Here is a 17,440-nt window from a genome sequence, read left to right on the forward strand (position 1 = left end):
TGCTGATCCAGCTGTAGAGCAGGGCGCCCGGGATCCCCGCGAGCTCGAAGAGTGATACGCCAGCGTTCCCCTCGCTCAGGCTCGCGGTGCGGACCTCGGCTAGGTAGGCCGGCAGCCAGACCAGCTCCCCCCTAGCGGAGCGTGTAGACGAAGACGTTCGCGAAGGTTAGGCCGATCATCGTCGAGTTGGACAGCACGTGCGTCCGGAGGAGCGCTCAGCTCGCGGTACTCCTCGATCGGCGGGAGGCCCTGCGACTCCGGAGTGTCCCGAAGGAGGCCGAGGGCGACGGCGGCGATGGCGAGGGCGACAATCGCGGGGAGCTAGAACGCGACAGTCGCCGACGAGCGCGAGGGCGGCCGCGGCGACGGCGCCGGAACCCGCTCCGCCGACGTTGTGCGCGACGTTCGAGAGCGCCGTCCGGCTGCCCCGCTCGGTCGTCGAGACACCGGTGCACGAGCGTGCGCCCGCAGGGCGGCCACCCCATCCCCTGGAAGAGGCCGTTGACCAGCATCACGAGCACGAAGATTGCGACAGGCCTTGACGGCGGGGAAGGCGGTGACCGCCAGGCTGGCGAAGGCCGAGAGGGGGGAGGACGAGCGGAAGGAAGAGCTGCGCGTCGCTGACCATCGCGCTGAGCAACTTCGATGCGCCGTAGGCCAGCAGGACACCGTTGGGGATCAGTCGAGGTCGACAGTGGCGAATCCGTGCTCGCGTTGCATCAGTGGGGCGACCAGAGGGGCGGAGTTTCAAACGAGGCCGAGGAAGATCGCGACGAGGACCCGGCGGCGCAGGCGCGGGTATCGGCGGGCCGCCTCCTCGGGAGCGAGGCGGGCGGGGAAGGAGGTGCGGAGAGGAGCATATGGCGACCGTCCGATTCGCAGATGAGGATGAATCAAGCACGTGGCGTGCCCGCCGCGCACTGGGCGGTCTCCGCGTCTCGTGCGGTCTCACTCGGGACGACGTTCCTCGGTGTTGCGGTGCCTCGCGATAGGTTTGGCGGCTGACGGTGCCCACGCGGTCCCTCCGTCGGCTACAGCAGACGGAGGAGATCGAGGCGTCGCAGTCGCACTGCTCAAGGAGCTTCCCAGGCATTCGAAGGGAGCCGTGCGTTCGCGCCGTGCGCAGGGCGTATGGTATTTGTCATGACGACGCCTCACGTTCCAGCAAGCCGAATTTCACTCTGGCGGTCCACTTCCTTGAGCCTGGCTTCTGCGGGCTTTATCACCGTCATTCTCTCTGTCGGTCTAGTGATTCTTGCTTGTGTAGTCGTCGGCCCAACAAGTAGACGGATCCGAGGGTATGACTACGACCTCTGGCATGCTCTTAGTGAGTACACATGGATCCTGGCCTATCTCATTCCGATTCTGCTGATAGCCGCTAGCGTGGGAGGTGTCATAGGGGGCTTGGTCTTCCAGTCGATCGGTCGGCGCGGACGACGCGAACGTGGTCGTCTGACCTTCAGCATGCTGGTCGGCGGCTTCTCGGCCGCGACTTTTGCCATTTTCGCGAGCATCCCGACCTTCTTGACGTCCCCGTCTGATGGGTTGACGAGCTACACTGTGTACTTCATCGTGGGACTTATTTTGCACACTACTACGCTGTTTTTTGCTGCTCGGAGAACTTTTTTGGTATCGGATCGGCGGGTGCCCAGAACCAGCAGTTGACTCAGCTGGACACCCGCCGAATTCACCGGCTCCTATTCGGTCAGAAAGAAACGTTGAAGCTTGTCGGAGGAATTCCGAAGAGACCGAGCGGGAAGTAGTCGTCGTTCTGATACGCCAGATATGCGTCGGCGTTTGAGTTGCCGTACCAGACCTGATGACGAGGCATCATGTCGTGAGTACCATAAGCTCTGCTTCCTCCGGGTTGCAAGACGACCGTGACTTGTCCGTTGATCGCAGGAGCCGGCCAATACACTGACGAAGGGATAGTTGCGTTGACAGCCATATGGAAGGAAGCGAAGGATTCCGACGAGTAGATGATGTTTGTCGATGCCCCGTTAGAGGACGCCGTTTCGGCTGCTTTTTGCCGACAGTTGTTTCCGCCGAGATCGCAGGCGTAGGCGCGCGACTCACCGATGCTCGGTGTGTGTGGATAGATCCCGTGGTTGCGCCCGAAAGTCACCGAGACCTGATTCTTCACGCGGTTTGAGCCGTTCAGGTCGAACCACTCTCTGCCGTCACCGTGAAGGAATATTGCTGGGCGCTGAAGGTCTCCCGAGAAACCGGGCATCCAGACCTTGTCATCGGGAATGTATTGTTCATAATAAACTTCCATCGGCTGGATATCATTACCGGATTGCGTCGACTGAGTAGTTTGATCGTCTTCCTTCTTTTCAGAAGAGCGTCCATTAGCGCTACGAGAATCCTTCGGGGTTCCGGCGCCCTCAATTGACAGGTCCGCCAACGTGTGCCCGCTCGTACCCACTGAAGCGACTTCTTGTCCAAGGCGGGTGCTATCGTTCTCGCCGTTGACATTATTTTTACCCGATTGACGATCCTCGCTCACCGGGTACCGAGTGAAGGGCAGTGTCACCCCTCCTGCCGGGCGTTCTGTGACGGCGCTCGGGTATGCGGAGCCTCCGCATTCTCTTCCGCCGTTAAGGGTAAGCGGTTCGACCTTGTACTCGTACTGTTTCGTCTCGTCGAGGTCGGTGTCGACGAATTCGCTCAGGCACGTTATCGCGATAGCCTCTCCTTTGGAAGGTGCGTCGGAAGTGAATGGATTCGTGACATAGCGAGTAACGATTCTGGGCGTTCGGACGTCGCTGAGCCAACGTACGTAGTGAGCACCGTTCTTTTCCTGTCCATAGACGACAGAGTCCCGGTCCGTCGAGGTCTCGTACTTATTGATTCGGAAAGGAAAAAAGTCCACAATTTTTCCGGAGCCATCGAGTGCAACTATGGCAGTCGCTTTCAGTTTCTCCGCGGGAAGAGAGATCGATGGCGAACTGGAGGATCCAAGAACCTGCTCCCCGATGCCCCGAGCCTCGTACTTGACCGCACCGTCGCGCTTTGTTAACGAGAAAGTAATTCGCGAATCTTTCAAGGTCGAGTCCGTTACGCGGAATTGTGGCGCTACTCCTCGTCGACTCATCGACGGCGGAATTGCAAAGGAAGCAAATGTCGAATTCGTCGCCTTGCCCGTTCCTATCATTCTGACGGATTGTGCTTCATTCCTAACCAGATTCAGATACGAGGATGCCGGGCTTGCTGTTCCCAGCGAGGTAGAGACGCCAGCTGGAATGAAGACCGCGTTGCTTCGAGCCGCCGCAAATGTTGCACGATGATGTGTGCTGGTTGGTCGGACGGGGCGGTCCAGAGGTCAAGGCCTGAGGAATGGGCAGACATTGCCCTGGTGGATATTCGCAGCCAGGCGGAGTCCCGCTCGCCTACATCGAAGGTTTCAATCTTCTTTTTCACCTCGTCTGCTGTGAATTGCGACAGATCAAGGGCGTTACCGATCTGAACGATGCCTGGATGGGTTTTTTCCTTGAGGCTCGAGTTAAGGGAGTTGTAGAGCTTTTGATTGTCCGATTGGTCGCCGACGATGAGGAGTGGCGCTTTGCGTTCCATTGCCAGAGCTGCGGCCATCGGAAGATTTTCCGCGGAGCTCGTTGCGGCGATGACGAGCTGCTCCTTCCTCGTGCTGAGGTCCCACATCTGACTCGTCCGGTCGTAGGCTCTGTCTGCGAGAATCGACTTATCGATCGTTGTCCCGGATTTCAATCCGCTGATGAAACTACTGGGGAAGGCGCGGGATGTTCCGTAGAGCCGCACCCTCGTCGTGTTCAGAGACGACATGCGAGCATTGGTCTGTGACGCGTCCGTGTCCGAATCGGTAACGATGAGCGACGCGTCCCACAGTGTTGCCATGACCGCCGCCTCGCGGACCATGTCGATCGAGGACGAAGGCACGATCACCGCTCGTTCCTCCGATGTGGCACGGCGCGTGCTATCGATCGCAGCAGACACTGCGGAGCCGATGGTGCCGGCGGATACGAATTGCCGAGCGGTCGTGGAAGCTGGCGCGGTCTCCCAGATGGTGGAGCCTGCGCCAGAGGTCAATACAGCCCGGCCGTCGTCGGTCATCGAGAGGCTTTTGCCCGAACCCTTCGTGTTGGTAGACCAGATCGCAAGGTTCTTTGCCGAGTAGATGACAAGGTTGCCGTCAGCCTGCGGTACCAGCCGTGCATGGGGGCTGCTGACGCCCGCTGCCCACATTACGTTTCCATCTGAGCTGTAAATGACCGGGTTGCCGTCCGACTGCATTGTTAGACGGAAAAAGCCATTTGGCGCCGTTATGGTATCACCATCGCTGAGTTCGTAGTTGACGGGTACGCTCCCCGAGAATGAATCTCGGATGTCACGAATACTCGTTCCGGTGTCCCACAACGGTTCTCCACCGCTGGCATAGAATACAAGGTTTCCATCGTCCTGCATCACGAGAGACCTCCCTGAACCGCGGCTTGATGAAGTCCATAGGACTTGATTAGACGAGGAGTAGATTACGAGATTTCCGTCGGTCTGAACTGCGAGACGAGCACCCGGGTTGCCGGAGGTAGCCGTCGCCCAGAGAACTTGGTTAGTCGTGGTGTAGACGATTACGGCATTGCCGTCGGCCTGCATTACCAACTTTGTGCGTGCGTTCGAGGAGGTCAGGCCATTGTTGCCTTTCAACTCGGCAGGTGCCTCGACGGAGTTGGTCTGAGTAGCCGCTGTTGCAGTTACAGGAACCAGTGTGATTCCGATGAGGAGGAGCGCAAGGCCCACTCCTACGGCGGTAGCGCGGTGTCTTTTCATGTTCTCCTCGTTCGGTCTGTTTTCGTCGGCGGGCCAGTGACACAATAACGAGGATTGCGCGGGTTCGCTGGCGAGTGTCGCGAAGGCCCGGACAGCGCCCACGAGTACGCTGAGGGGGTCTCTGACCCCGCACGCCTGAGGATCGACATGCCCCGCACTGTGAAGCTCGCCGTCATCCCCGGAGACGGGATCGGGCCGGAGGTGACCGCCGAGGCCGTGAAGGTCCTCGACGCCGTCACCGCCGCCTCCGACCTGGTGATCGAGAAGACCGTGTTCTCGCTCGGCGCCGCCCGCTACCTCGAGTCCGGCGACGTGCTCACCGACGAGGACCTCGCGGCGATCAGGGCACACGACGCGATCCTCCTGGGTGCTGTGGGCGGTGCGCCCGGCGACCCCCGGCTCAAGGACGCCGGCATCGAGCGCGGGCTGCTGCTGCGGCTGCGCTTCGAGCTCGACCACTACGTGAACCTGCGACCCACCCGCCTGTACGCGGGTGTGCGGTCGCCGCTGGCCGCCCCGGGCGAGGTCGACTTCGTCGTCGTCCGGGAGGGGACGGAGGGACCCTACGTCGGAAACGGCGGAGCGATCCGTCGGGGCACGGCGCACGAGATCGCGAACGAGGTCTCGGTGAACACCGCCTACGGGGTCGAGCGGGTGGTGCGGCACGCGTTCGAGCTGGCCCGCTCGCGTCGCTCGAGGCTCACCCTGGTGCACAAGACCAACGTGCTCGTCTTCGCCGGCTCGCTCTGGAAGCGCGTCGTCGACGAGGTCGGGGCCGCCTACGACGACGTGGCCGTCGACTACCTCCACGTCGACGCCGCGACGATCTTCCTCGTGACCGATCCTGCTAGGTTCGACGTCATCGTCACCGACAACCTCTTCGGCGACATCCTGACCGATCTGGCCGGCGCGATCAGCGGCGGCATCGGACTCGCAGCCTCGGGCAACATCAACCCCGACGGCGCGTTCCCCAGCATGTTCGAGCCGGTCCACGGATCCGCGCCCGACATCGCCGGACGACAGCTCGCCGATCCGACCGCCGCGATCCTCTCGGCGGCGATGCTGCTCGACCACCTCGGCCGCAGCGACGAGGCCGCCCGGGTCACGGCCGCGGTCACCGTCGACATCGAGTCGCGCGATGGAACCCCGCGCTCGACGGCCGCGATCGGCGACTCGGTCGTCGCCCGCCTCCGCTGACCCCTCGCAGAAGGACACCACCACGATGAGCACCGACTCCGCCCTGACCGACCTCGACTTCGAGGTGACCCCCGCCCCCTCCCCGCGATCCGCCGAGGAGCGCGCGCGCATCCTCGCCCACCCCGGCTTCGGCGTGCACTTCACCGACCACATGGTCGGACTCCGCTGGACCCGCGCCGACGGCTGGCACAGCGCCCGCGTCCAGCCGTACGGTCCCCTCGCGCTCGACCCTGCGGCCGCTGTCCTGCACTACGCGCAGGAGATCTTCGAGGGGATGAAGGCCTACCGGCACGAGGACGGCTCGATCTGGACGTTCCGGCCCGAGGCGAACGCGCGGCGTCTCCAGCGCTCGGCCCGCCGGCTGGCCCTGCCCGAACTGCCCACCGGGCTCTTCCTCGAGTCGCTGCGCCGGCTCATCGCCGCCGACGGCGACTGGGTGCCGTCCGAGCCCGAGACGAGCCTCTACCTCCGGCCGTTCATGTTCGCGCAGGAGGCGTTCCTCGGCGTCCGCGCGGCGGAGGACGTCGGTTACTACCTGATCGCGAGCCCGGCCGGCGCCTACTTCTCGGGAGGCGTCGCCCCCGTGTCGATCTGGCTCTCCACCTCCTACGCCCGCGCGGGCAAGGGCGGCACCGGAGCGGCGAAGACCGGCGGCAACTACGCCTCGTCGCTCCTGCCGCAGCAGGAGGCCGCGAGCCACGGCTGCGCGCAGGTGCTCTTCCTCGACTCGCAGGAGTCGCAGTGGATCGAGGAGCTCGGTGGGATGAACGTGGTGCTGGTGAAGAAGGATGGCACGCTCGTCACTCCGGAGTCCGACTCGATCCTCGAGGGGATCACCCGCGACAGCGTGCTTCAGCTCGCCGAGGACCGAGGTCACCGGGTCGAGCGGCGCCGCGTGAGCATCGATGAGTGGCGCGACGGGGTCGCCTCGGGAGACGTGGTCGAGGTCTTCGCCTGCGGAACCGCGGCGGTGATCACGCCGATCGCCGAGCTGAAGGGCGAGGGCTTCTCGGCCGGCCACGCGGGCGCACCCGCGGGCGAGCTGACGATGTCGCTGCGCGAGGAACTGACCGGCATCCAGTACGGACGCCGGGAGGACAGGCACGGCTGGATGACGAGGGTGGACGTATGAAGATCGCACGATTCGCGACGCAGCGCGACGGGGACAACGGGGGAGCGATCCACTTCGGGATCGTCGACGAGGACGACCTGGTCGTGCTCGCCGGAGACCCGATGTTCGCCGGATTCGACACGACGGGCGAGCGTGTCCCGATCGCGGAGGCGAAGCTGCTCGCGCCGGTGATCCCGCGCTCCAAAGTGGTCGGTATCGGCAAGAACTACGCCGACCACGCGGCCGAGATGGGTGGCGACGCTCCGACCGAGCCGCTGGTGTTCCTCAAGCCGAACACCTCCGTCATCGGGCCGGACGAGGCGATCGTGTTACCCGAGGACAGCCAGCAGGTGGAGTTCGAGGGCGAGCTGGCGATCGTGATCGGCGCCGTCGCCCGCAACGTCCGCGCGGAGGACTACGAGGACGTCGTGTTCGGCTACACGATCGCCAACGACGTGACGGCCCGTGACCTCCAGCGCTCCGACGGGCAGTGGACGCGGGCGAAGGGCTACGACACCTTCTGCCCGCTGGGGCCCGTGATCGAGACCGAGCTGATCTGGAACGAGAGCGCGATCGAGACCCGCGTCAACGGGCGGGTGCAGCAGTCGGGCAGCACGGGCGACATGATCCACGGGGTGCCCGAGATCGTCGCGTACGTCTCGCGGATCTTCACGCTGCTCCCGGGCGACGTGATCCTCACCGGGACCCCGGCGGGGGTCGGGCCGATCGCGAACGGCGACACGGTGGCGGTCGACGTCGAGGGGATCGGGACGCTGTTCAACCCGGTGGTCGTGCGGCGCTAGGGTCGACTGCCCGGAGGCGGCGCGGGCGGACCCGCGGGCCGGAGACGGACCGATCAGGCTCTGCGGCCGGAGGCGTCGGCAGCGTCCTCGCCGGGGAGCACGGTCTTCGCGCCTCCGGTGTTCGGGGTGTCGTCGTCTCGCTTTACCGAGCTCCCTGGCCGTGTCAAGCCGACGCTCTCGGCGGTCTGCGAGTCGTAGCGTCGAGCCATGACCTCCCCCCGCACCGACTCCGTCAACCGCATCGCCAGGGAGGACTTCGGCTGGTCGTCGCTGCTCCCCGGCCAGCGTGAGGCGATCGAGTCGGCGGCGTCGGGCCGCGACACGCTGCTGGTGCTGGCGACGGGCGGCGGCAAGTCCGCGGTGTACCAGATCGCGGGAGCCGAGCGCGGCGGAGTCGTCCTCGTCGTCTCTCCGCTCGTGGCTCTCCAGGCCGACCAGGTCGCCGCGATCGAGGCGGCGCCCGCGGCTCCGCCCGCCGTCGCGATCAACTCGTCCCAGGGCGCCGCAGCGGTCGCCCGGGCGTGGGACCGGATCGACGAGGGCGGGCCGCTCTCCGTACTGCTCGCTCCGGAGCAGCTGGCCAGGCCCGAGAACGTGGCCCGCCTCGCTGCCGCGGGAGTGTCGCTCCTGGTCGTCGACGAGGCGCACTGCGTCTCCTCCTGGGGCCACGACTTCCGCCCCGACTACCTCCGCTTGGCTGACGTGCGCGGCGAGCTCGGCGACCCGCCGGTGCTCGCGATGACGGCCACCGCCTCCGGGCCGGTGCGCGACGAGATCATCGAGCGGCTGCGGATGACCGACCCCGAGGTGCAGGTGCACGGCGTCGACCGGCCCGAGATCCGCCTGGTCGTGCACCGCCACGAGAGCGAGAACGACAAGCGCGCGGCGGTGGTCGAGGAAGCGCGCAGCTGGACCGCTCCTGGCCTGATCTACGTGGCGACCCGCAGGGAGACCGAGAGCTACGCGGCCGAGATCGCGGCGGAGGGGCGCCGGGTCGCGGCCTACCACGCAGGACTCACGGTCTCGGAACGGAAGGTCGTGCACGAGCAGTGGCGCGCGGGACAGCTCGACGTGGTGGTCGCGACGTCGGCCTTCGGGATGGGCATCGACCGGGCCGACGTGCGCTTCGTGCTGCACGCGACGACCACCGAGTCGCTGGACGCGTACTACCAGGAGATCGGCCGGGCCGGGCGGGACGGCGAGCCCGCGACCGCCGCCCTGCACTACCGCGCGGAGGACCTGGGGCTGCGCCGCTTCTTCGCCAAGCGCTCGGTCGACAAGGCGGCCCTGCGCGTGGTCTGGGCGGCCGTCTCGGGGCAGCCGGGGCTCGACTCCGCCGCGCTCGCGAAGGAGCTGGACAGGCCCGCACGCACGATCGCGCGCCTCGTGAACGACCTCGCGGACGCCGGACTCGTCGAGACCGGCTCGGGCCTGCGAGCGACATGCGACGTCTCCGGCGACGAGGCCGTCGACGCGGTGAAGGAGGCGCTCGCCTCGCGCGAGCGGATCGCGGAGTCGCGTCTGGCGATGATGCGCGCCTACGCCGAGACGACCCAGTGCCGGCGCCGGGTGCTGCTCGACTACTTCGGGGTGGAGTCGCCGGAATGGTGCGGCAACTGCGACGGCTGCGAGCGGCACGAGGCCGACGCCGACGCCGAAACGCCCCAGACCACCGAGGTGGATGCTCCGCTCAGGGTCGACGAGGCGGTCGAACACCGCGAGTGGGGCGCCGGCACCGTGATGAGCGTCGAGGTCGACCGGGCGACGGTCTTCTTCGAGTCCGAGGGCTACAAGGTGCTCTCCTTCCAAGCCCTCGCCTCCGGCATCCTCCGCGAGCACGCCTCCGCCTGACCCTGCTTCCCTCCCTGCTTTCCCGGCCGCGAGATGCCACGTGAGTACGTCCGACACGGCGTGTCGCGTACTCACGTGGCATCTCGCGGAGGGGAGGTCAGACCTTGGAGACGGCCGAACTCACGTCGGTGGGCTTCGCGTAGTCGCCGTCCGGGATCGCGCGGAGGGCCTCCAGGACGTCCCCGTCTGCTCCCTCCTTCTCGGCGGTCTCGACGATCGTGTCCTTCGAGGCGGGGTAGTCGATGCCCGAGAGGTACTTCTGGATCTGGATCGGGTTGGGGGCGTCCATCGTGCTGTCCTTTCGTCGCCGTGCTGAGTGTGACGAGTGCTCTTCGGCGAAGAGCCCGTCGAAGGCGTCGACGCGCCGGTCGGTGACCGTCGTGGGCGTCGCGCCGGGAGAGGACGCACGCGCCCAGCCAGGCCATCCGGTACGCGCGCCAGGCGCCCTCCGGGACGTCGAGCCCGGCGGCGACGTGCGGACGAGCACGTCGATCAGCGGCTGCTCGGATGTCCCCGCGAGCCCCCAGCGCCCGGACCAGCGGCGGCTGGTCACGGCGCGGCCGATCGGATGCGCTGCACCATCTCGGTCGTGGAGTGCTCGGAGACGTAGCCGACCGTGGTGACGGTGCCGCCGTAGGAGCGGACGACCGCCGCCTCCTGGAGCATGTCGGGGTTGTAGTCGCCGCCCTTGACGTAGACGTCGGGCCGTACGCGCTCAAGCAGAGGGATCGGGGTGTCGCCGCCGAAGAGGGTCACGAAGTCGACGCAGCCCAGCTCCGCGATGACTCCGGCGCGGTCGCCCTCAGGGTTGATCGGCCGGCCCTGGCCCTTCAGCCGGCGCACGGAGTCGTCGTCGTTCACCGCGACCACGAGCACGTCGCCCAGCTCGCGTGCCTGACGGAGGTAGGCGGTGTGGCCGCGGTGGAGCACGTCGAAGCAGCCGTTGGTGAAGACGACACGGCGTCCGCGACGGCTCTGCTCCGCGAGCACTTCGACAAGAGCCTCCTCGCCGAGCACGACGGCACCGGGGGCGGCGAGCGAGGCGAGCAGGTCGTCCGCCGAGCAGACCGAGGTGCCGGGGCGCTGGACGACCACGTCGGCGGCGGCCTGCGCGAGGTCGACGGCGGTGGCGAGGGAGCGGCCGGCGGCGAGGGCGAGGGTGGCGGCTGCGGCGAAGGTGTCGCCGGCTCCGGACGCCTGCTTCTCCTCCGCGGGCTGCGCGAAGGTGCGGCTGAGAGTGCCGTCGGCGTCGAGCGCGGTGGAGCCGTCGCGGTCGAGGGTGACCACGACATGCCGGGCCCCCGATCGTGCGCGCAGCTCCTCGGCGGCGCGTCGCACGGCGGCGGCCCGCTCGGAGCCGCGGCCGAGGGAGGCGCCGAGCAGCCGCTCCGCCTCCGCGGCGTTCGGAGTGACGAGGTCCGGCCGGGCGAAGGCCCAGTCGGCGAGGTCGTGCGCGTCGATCACGAGGAGCCCGGGCCGCTCGGCGGCGAGGACGCGCTCGACGGCGGCGCGGAGGATCCCGGAGCCGTAGTCGCAGACCAGCACGGCGTCGGCGCCCGCGGTGGCCGCTGCGGCGGCGTCGGCCAGCAGGGCGAGCTCGTCCTCGGCGGGGCGGTGCGGGCCGGAGTCGACGCGCAGCATCACGCTGTCCCCGCCGACCACCCGGGTCTTGATCGTGGTGGCGGCGCCGGTGCGCACGATCGCGGAGGTGTCCAGGCCCGCCCGCTCGAGCGCACGCACGAGGCGGTCGCCCTCGGAGTCGCGGCCGGCGACTCCGACCGCGCGGACCACGGCCCCCAGCGCGCGCAGATTGGCGGCGGTGTTGGCCGCACCGCCCGCGACGTCGACGACGTCCTCGAGCTGCAGGACCGGCGCGGGCGCCTCCCGAGTGACCCGTTCGGCGTCGCCGAGCCACCACGAGTCGAGGATCAGGTCGCCGATCACGGCGACCACCGGTGGACGCTCGTGGACGTGCGCGAGGAGCGCGCTCGCCCGCTGGAGCGCCGAGCCCTCGAGGCTCATCGAGCGCCTCCCGGGAGGACGGGGAGGCCGAAATGGACGACCGTGGTGGTGGTCATCTCGTCGAGCAGTTCCGGGCCGTAGCCGAAGCCGGAGCCGGAAGCGCCGCGGGGCTGCGCGCTGCCGCCCGGCGCGCCTCCGAAGACGCCGTTGACCTTGACCGTGCCGACGGGGAGGGTCGCGGCCGCGCGGTGCGCGTGCTCCATGTCGGCGGTGAGGATCGAGGCGGCCAGGCCGTAGGGGCTCGCGGCGGCGCGGGCGAGGCCCTCGTCGAAGGAGTCCACGACGGCGATCGGCGCGACGGGGCCGAAGGTCTCCTCCGTCATCACCAGCATCGACTCGGTGCAGTCGGCGAGGACGGTGGCGGGATAGAAGGTGCCCTCGCCCGGGGTGCCGCCGGTGAGGGCGCGGGCGCCGCTGCCGAGGGCCTCCGTGACGTGCTCGTGCACGGCGTCGCGCATCCGGGCGTCGACGAGGCGGGGGAGGGAGCCGGCGCTCCAGCGGTCGGCCTCGACGACGAGCGCGGCGGTGAACGCGTCGGCGATGTCGCGGTGGACGTAGATCCGCTCGACGGAGGTGCAGATCTGGCCGGCGTTGGCGAAGGCGCCCAGGGCGGCCTGCTCCGCTGCCCAGACCGGATCGACGTCGCGGTCGATGACGAGCGCGTCGTTGCCGCCGTTCTCGAGGATCACGTGCGCGCCGGTCACGGCGGCGACGCGGGCCAGCGCGCGGCCTGTGGCGGTCGAGCCGACGTGGGCGAGGACGTCGACGCCCTCGGTGCGCGCGAGCTCGTCACCGACCGTGCCGTTGCCCTCGACCAGCGTCAGCACGCCGTCCGGCAGCGCCTCGGCGAGGATCGACGTGAACAGCGCGCCCGTGCCTGGGCTGCGCTCGCTCGGCTTGTGCACGACGACGTCGCCCGAGACGATCGCGGCGCCGAGGAGGCCCGCGGCGACCGCCACCGGATCGTTCCACGGAGTGAGGGCGAGGACCACGCCGCGCGGGTGCGGGAGGGCCAGATCGACGTTGAGGGCGCCTCCGCGCAGGCTCTTCCCGCGGTGCAGCGGACCGAGCTCGGCGTACTGGAGCAGCGTGTCGACCCCGGCGCGGACGCCGCCGAGGGCGTCGCCCGCGGGCTTGCCCGTCTCCTGCGTGTTGAGGTCGGCGAGCTCCTGCTCGTGCTCGGCCACGCGGTGGGCGGCGGCACGGAGGAGGGCGCCGCGCTCGGCGGGCGCGGTCGCGGCCCACGCGGGGAACGCCTCCCGCGCGTGGCGGACGGCCGCGGTGGTGGCACTGGTGGTGATGTCGACGGTCACAGGCACCTCTCGGTCGGCGGCGCCCGCGGAGTGGCGGGCGCATCCGTCCGGTACCCGGGTGGTGCGGGCCTAGACACGAGACGGCGGGAATTCAGCGCTCGCGGGGGCGCGGTGCCGCCGGTCCGAGGATGGCGCGGAGGTTCCGCTCGTGCTTGCGCGCGAACTCCTCCCAGGCGAGCGGAGCGTTCCACTGCAGGAACGGCACCAGGTGCGGGAAGCCGAGCGTGATGGTCGTGACGGAGAAGAGGCGCTTGCGTCGCACGTCGTAGACGGTCAGTCCGCCGTAGCGGCCGGAGGTGGGCGTGATCCTGGCGATGTCGCTGACGGGGACCGAGCGCGGGCGACCCGCCACGGGGACGATGTCGAAGCGGTCGTCGCGGAGGGTGACGGAGAATCGCCCGATCCCGCTGGCCAGCCCGATCAGCAGGCCCCCGACGACCGTCAGAACGATGCCGGCGAGAAGCATGCCGGTCTCGCCCGGTCTCGTGATCGCCACTGCGGTCATCAGGGCGCTCACTGCGGCGACGAGGATGCCGGCGGTCCGGGTCAGAACGACCTGCCAGCGCCGGAAGGTGAGGACGACCGCGTCGTCCGCCGGGGGCTCGATCCGCTCGTCGGGGTGGGCGCGATCGCGGCGGCGGATGACAAGCACGACGGTCGCGGGAATGGCGACGGAGGCCGCGACCGCGATGGCCGCGGCCGGAAAGTGAGAGAACATCCGCTCAGAGTAGGGAGGAACCCGGTCGCGGTGTCGAGCGCGGGCGCGGGATCGGAGCCGGTGCGCGGTGCGGGGGCGGGAGACGCCGATCCGGCCGGTCCCCGGGGAATCGGCCGGTCGGGCGTCCACCACGGCAGAAGACGGCTCGTCCTCCGCACACCGGCGGCTGAGAGCAGGTCTCAGCCGCCGGTGTTGACGAGACCTGCTCTCCGCCGGCGGTGCTGGCCGCGCATCCGGTTTTGGATCGGGCTCCGCGGGGAAGTGGAGGAGTGCACCGTCCCCGGAGCCGCGCCCGCGCGCCTCCCGCACCAGAGAGGAACCCGCCGTGGTGGCCATCGCCCCCCTCCGAGAGCCCTTCGCCGGAGTCGAGAGGATCGCCGTCCTGCGCGGCGGCGGACTCGGCGACCTGCTATTCGCCCTCCCCGCCGTCGACGCGCTCGCGGCGGCGTATCCGGGGGCCGAGATCACGCTCCTGGGAACGCCCGCGCACCGGGTCCTGCTCGGTGGCGTCGGATCGCCGGTCGCCGACGTCGAGGTCCTGCCCGTCGCGCAGGGCGTCCGCGACGGCGAGGGAGAGGACGCACGCGTCGTCGAGGACTTCACCGAGCGGATGCGGGCGCGCCGCTTCGACCTGGCCGTGCAGGTGCACGGCGGCGGGCGCTACTCCAACCCGTTCCTGCTCCGGCTCGGCGCGCGGCACACGATCGGCTCGCGCACACCGGACGCGGAGGAGCTGGAGCGCACGATCCCCTACGTCTACTACCAGCACGAGATGCTGCGGGCGCTCGAAGTCGTCGGCCTGGCCGGTGCTCCCGCTGTCCGGCTGGAGCCGGCGCTCGCCGTGGACCCCGAGCGGCGCGACCGCCTGGCCGCCGCGCTGCCCGACGGCGGGCCGCTGGTGCTGATCCACCCCGGCGCGACGGATCCGCGGCGGCGCTGGCCGGCCGCCTCCTTCGCCGCGGTGGCGACGCAGCTGCTGGCCGACGGGGCGCGCGTGCTCGTGGTCGGGGACGACTCCGATGTGCCCGCGGCCGACGAGATCGTCGCGGGAGCACGAGGCGCCGTCTCGTGGGCCGGCGTCGTCGACCTGCCGGATCTCGCTCCGCTGCTCTCGCTCGCCGACCTGGTGCTCGGCAACGACTCCGGACCCCGGCACCTCGCCGCCGCGGTCGGCGCGCCGACGGTCGGCGTCTTCTGGGTGGGCAACGCGATCAACGCCGCTCCTTTGGGCCGCCAGCGCCACCGGGTGCAGGTGAGCTGGACCACGCACTGCCCGGTCTGCGGCGTGGACGCGACGCAGGTGGGCTGGACCGCCCCGCGCTGCGAGCACGACGTCACCTTCGTCGGCGACGTCCGCGTCTCCACAGTCCTCGACGACGTCCGCGCCGTCCTCGCGTCCACCCGCTGAACCGCGAGATGCCACGTGAGTACGCGACACGCCGGAGCGGGCGTACCCAAGTGGGCATCTCGCGGAGGGGATCCGAGGTGCGCCGAGGGGCAGGGGGTCAGGGCCAGGAGGGCTCCTCCTCGTGGGTGATGACGAGCTCGCGGACCTCGCAGCCGCGGGGCTGGCCGAGGACGAACATCACGGCGTTCGCGACGTTCTCCGGGTCGTTGAGGAGCGCGTCGGGGCCGGGCTTGTACTGCTCGTCGCGATCGTCGAAGAAGCGTGTCTTCATGCCGGAGGGGATCAGCGTGGTCACGCCGATCTCGCCCTTCGTCTCGGCCGCGAGCGCCCGGGTGAAGCCGAGCACACCGAACTTCGACGCGCAGTAGGCGGTCGCGTCCGAGACGGCTTTGAGAGCCAGCGAGGAGGCGACGGTCACGACGCGGCCGTGGGTCTCGGTGAGGAACGGCAGCGCCGCACGCACGACGGCAGCCGTGCCGAGGAGGTTGACCGAGATGACCCGCTCCCACTCCTCCGGCTCCACATCGACGAGCCGACCGCAGCGGTCGATGCCGGCCGCGGTGACGACGGCGTCGAGCCCGCCGTGCGCGCGAGCGATCTCGGCGACGGCCTTCTCGGCTTCGCGGGTCCGAGCCACGTCGACCTGGTAGGCGGCGACGCCCTCCGGCACGTCCGAGACGTCGCGGTCGAGCACGATCGGGGTGCCGCCGCCGGCGGTGACCGCGGCGGCGACGGCCGCGCCGAGCCCGGAGGCTCCTCCGGTGATCAGGACGCGGCCGAGGGGGGTGGGAGTGGTGCTCATGGTTTCCTTCCGGGGTGGCGTGCGGGCCTCGCGGGCCGCGGGTCAGCCGACGCGGGCGAGCGCGGCGGCGAGATGGGTGGTCGAGCGGCCGGGGTGGTAGGGCACGGTCAGCACACGGCCGCCCCACTGGGCCACGGTCGCAGTCTCGGGGAGGGACTCGGCGGAGTAGTCGCCGCCCTTTACCCAGACGTCGGGGCGGATGCGGCGCAGCGCCTCGTCCGGCGTGTCCTCGCCGAAGACCAGCACGGCGTCCACGCACTCGAGCGCGAGCAGCAGGTCGACGCGGTCGCCCTCGGGGATGATCGGCCGCGCGGCGCCCTTGAGGCGGCGCACGGAGTCGTCCGAGTTGAGGCACACGATCAGGCAGTCGCCGAGCGCCCGGGCGGCCGAGAGCGTGCGGGCGTGGCCGGCGTGCAGCAGGTCGAAGCAGCCGCCCGTCGCCACCACCGTGCCGCCCGAGGCGCGGACGGCCTCGGCGACGCGGAGGGCGTCGACTCCGCCGCCGCGGAGCGGTGCCGCGTCGGCCGGAGCGGCGAGGGAGGCGACTCCGCCCGCGAGCAGGTAGGCGCCCGCGTCGGCGACGGCCGCCTGGACCGCCTCCGAGGGCCCGGCGCCCCGAGCGAGCGCGACGGCGGCGGAGGCGGCGAACCGGTCACCCGCCCCGCACGGGTCGGTCGGCGGCACGGAGGCGGCCGGCACGACCACGGGCACGCCCGCGCCCCGCGCGCGCAGCAGCGCGCCGGAGGAGCCCATCGTCACCGCGACGGCGCCGCAGCCCCAGCGCTCGAGCAGCGTGGTCGCGGCATCGTCGGCGCGCGTGACTCCTCGGCCGGCCGCTCCCGAGAAGGCGCTCGCCTCGGCGAGGTTGGGAGTCGCCAGCGTGGTCGCGGCGACCGGCTGCGAGCCGTGCGGATGCGGGTCCCAGACCAGCGGGACCGTGAGCGCGTCCAGCGCGGCGCGCAGCGACGGCTCCTCGGTGAGGCGGCGGCCGTAGTCGGCGACGATCACCGCGTCGGCCTCCCGGAGGGCGGCGAGCATCGCGTCGCTCACGCCAGGGACCGGCGGAGTCCCGCAGCCGCGGTCGATCCGGACCACCGCCTGGCCGGAGGCGGCGACCCGCGTCTTCACGGGGGTCGGCGCGGAGGAGGGCCCGGCGACGACCCGGATGCCGGCGAGCTCGGCCCGCAGCTCCGCCGCGTCCGGGGCGGAGTCGGCGGCCAGCGCCGTCACCAGCGTCACGTCGTGCCCGTCGCGGGCGAGCATCCGCGCGACGAGTCCCGCGCCGCCGGCCCGGGCGCTGCGGGCCGACACGTCCACCACCGGCACGGGTGCGTCGGGGCTCAGCCGCTCGGCCGGACCGGAGAGGTCGACGTCGAGCATCACGTCGCCCACGACCGCGAGCCGCAGCCGGC

At 69.6% G+C, this 17,440-nt stretch carries 13 protein-coding genes; 5 read left to right on the forward strand and 8 right to left on the reverse strand.

Annotated features, from left to right (window positions below):
- Positions 1-1,705: 1,705 nt before the first annotated feature.
- Together GSU10_RS05245 and GSU10_RS05250 are read right to left on the reverse strand one after the other, a co-directional pair.
- Positions 1,706-3,049 (reverse strand): hypothetical protein, encoded by a 1,344-nt coding sequence (locus GSU10_RS05245; protein ID WP_159316547.1) that lies wholly within the window; start codon positions 3,047-3,049, stop codon positions 1,706-1,708.
- A 140-nt stretch (positions 3,050-3,189) separates the two neighbouring features.
- On the reverse strand, positions 3,190-4,446 hold the full coding sequence (locus tag GSU10_RS05250) for a hypothetical protein (protein ID WP_158286136.1): 1,257 nt from the start codon (positions 4,444-4,446) through the stop codon (positions 3,190-3,192).
- 504 nt (positions 4,447-4,950) lie between these two features.
- On the opposite strand from GSU10_RS05250, the gene GSU10_RS05255 reads away from it, so the two are divergent.
- The 4 genes from GSU10_RS05255 to GSU10_RS05270 all read left to right on the forward strand — a co-directional run bounded on the left by GSU10_RS05255 (position 4,951) and on the right by GSU10_RS05270 (position 9,765).
- Entirely contained in the window at positions 4,951-6,000 is a 1,050-nt protein-coding gene (locus GSU10_RS05255) for a 3-isopropylmalate dehydrogenase (protein WP_068212176.1), read from the forward strand.
- A gap of 25 nt (positions 6,001-6,025) precedes the next feature.
- Positions 6,026-7,132: a branched-chain amino acid aminotransferase gene (locus GSU10_RS05260; RefSeq protein WP_132505780.1), complete on the forward strand. Its 1,107-nt coding sequence runs from the start codon at positions 6,026-6,028 to the stop codon at positions 7,130-7,132.
- The gene (locus GSU10_RS05265) at positions 7,129-7,914 is read left to right on the forward strand and encodes a fumarylacetoacetate hydrolase family protein (RefSeq protein WP_068212177.1); all 786 of its coding nucleotides are present in this window, start codon (positions 7,129-7,131) and stop codon (positions 7,912-7,914) included. Before GSU10_RS05260 ends, GSU10_RS05265 begins: the two co-directional genes overlap by 4 nt.
- A 207-nt stretch (positions 7,915-8,121) precedes the next feature.
- On the forward strand, positions 8,122-9,765 hold the full coding sequence (locus GSU10_RS05270; RefSeq protein WP_132505777.1) for a RecQ family ATP-dependent DNA helicase: 1,644 nt from the start codon (positions 8,122-8,124) through the stop codon (positions 9,763-9,765).
- Between the two features lie 97 nt (positions 9,766-9,862).
- Here GSU10_RS05270 and GSU10_RS05275 read toward each other — a convergent pair whose 3' ends face one another.
- The 4 genes from GSU10_RS05275 to GSU10_RS05290 all read right to left on the reverse strand — a co-directional run bounded on the left by GSU10_RS05275 (position 9,863) and on the right by GSU10_RS05290 (position 13,818).
- A complete protein-coding gene (locus GSU10_RS05275; protein WP_068212180.1) occupies positions 9,863-10,054 on the reverse strand; it encodes a DUF2795 domain-containing protein in 192 nt (63 codons plus the stop codon).
- Between the two features lie 260 nt (positions 10,055-10,314).
- Entirely contained in the window at positions 10,315-11,787 is a 1,473-nt protein-coding gene (rfaE2, locus tag GSU10_RS05280) for a D-glycero-beta-D-manno-heptose 1-phosphate adenylyltransferase (RefSeq protein ID WP_132505774.1), read from the reverse strand.
- On the reverse strand, positions 11,784-13,100 hold the full coding sequence (locus GSU10_RS05285) for an aldehyde dehydrogenase family protein (RefSeq protein ID WP_241972935.1): 1,317 nt from the start codon (positions 13,098-13,100) through the stop codon (positions 11,784-11,786). The genes rfaE2 and GSU10_RS05285 overlap by 4 nt, the downstream gene beginning before the upstream one ends.
- Before the next feature lie 91 nt (positions 13,101-13,191).
- Positions 13,192-13,818, reverse strand: a complete 627-nt coding sequence (locus tag GSU10_RS05290) for a hypothetical protein (protein ID WP_068213718.1) — start codon at positions 13,816-13,818, stop codon at positions 13,192-13,194.
- Between the two features lie 325 nt (positions 13,819-14,143).
- Here GSU10_RS05290 and GSU10_RS05295 point away from each other — a divergent pair, with 325 nt between their 5' ends.
- The gene (locus tag GSU10_RS05295) at positions 14,144-15,226 is read left to right on the forward strand and encodes a glycosyltransferase family 9 protein (protein ID WP_132505768.1); all 1,083 of its coding nucleotides are present in this window, start codon (positions 14,144-14,146) and stop codon (positions 15,224-15,226) included.
- Positions 15,227-15,323: 97 nt separating this feature from the next.
- Here the strand turns inward: GSU10_RS05295 and GSU10_RS05300 are convergent, their stop codons facing one another.
- Entirely contained in the window at positions 15,324-16,028 is a 705-nt protein-coding gene (locus GSU10_RS05300) for an SDR family oxidoreductase (RefSeq protein WP_068213713.1), read from the reverse strand.
- A gap of 42 nt (positions 16,029-16,070) precedes the next feature.
- Positions 16,071-17,435 (reverse strand): PfkB family carbohydrate kinase, encoded by a 1,365-nt coding sequence (locus tag GSU10_RS05305; protein WP_132505814.1) that lies wholly within the window; start codon positions 17,433-17,435, stop codon positions 16,071-16,073.
- Between the last annotated feature and the right edge of the window lie 5 nt (positions 17,436-17,440).

Origin of the sequence: Rathayibacter tanaceti, from assembly GCF_009834165.1 — a bacterium.
GTDB classification, from domain to species: domain Bacteria; phylum Actinomycetota; class Actinomycetes; order Actinomycetales; family Microbacteriaceae; genus Rathayibacter; species Rathayibacter tanaceti.

What these genes read in the sequence shown, in the direction of transcription:
- GSU10_RS05260 (WP_132505780.1), top strand. Translation starts at nt 6,026, where the DNA reads ATGAGCACCGACTCCGCCCTGACCGACCTCGACTTCGAGGTGACCCCC.
- rfaE2 (WP_132505774.1), bottom strand. Translation starts at nt 11,787, where the DNA reads ATGAGCCTCGAGGGCTCGGCGCTCCAGCGGGCGAGCGCGCTCCTCGCG.
- GSU10_RS05265 (WP_068212177.1), top strand. Translation starts at nt 7,129, where the DNA reads ATGAAGATCGCACGATTCGCGACGCAGCGCGACGGGGACAACGGGGGA.
- GSU10_RS05300 (WP_068213713.1), bottom strand. Translation starts at nt 16,028, where the DNA reads ATGAGCACCACTCCCACCCCCCTCGGCCGCGTCCTGATCACCGGAGGA.
- GSU10_RS05255 (WP_068212176.1), top strand. Translation starts at nt 4,951, where the DNA reads ATGCCCCGCACTGTGAAGCTCGCCGTCATCCCCGGAGACGGGATCGGG.
- GSU10_RS05290 (WP_068213718.1), bottom strand. Translation starts at nt 13,818, where the DNA reads ATGTTCTCTCACTTTCCGGCCGCGGCCATCGCGGTCGCGGCCTCCGTC.
- GSU10_RS05270 (WP_132505777.1), top strand. Translation starts at nt 8,122, where the DNA reads ATGACCTCCCCCCGCACCGACTCCGTCAACCGCATCGCCAGGGAGGAC.
- GSU10_RS05275 (WP_068212180.1), bottom strand. Translation starts at nt 10,054, where the DNA reads ATGGACGCCCCCAACCCGATCCAGATCCAGAAGTACCTCTCGGGCATC.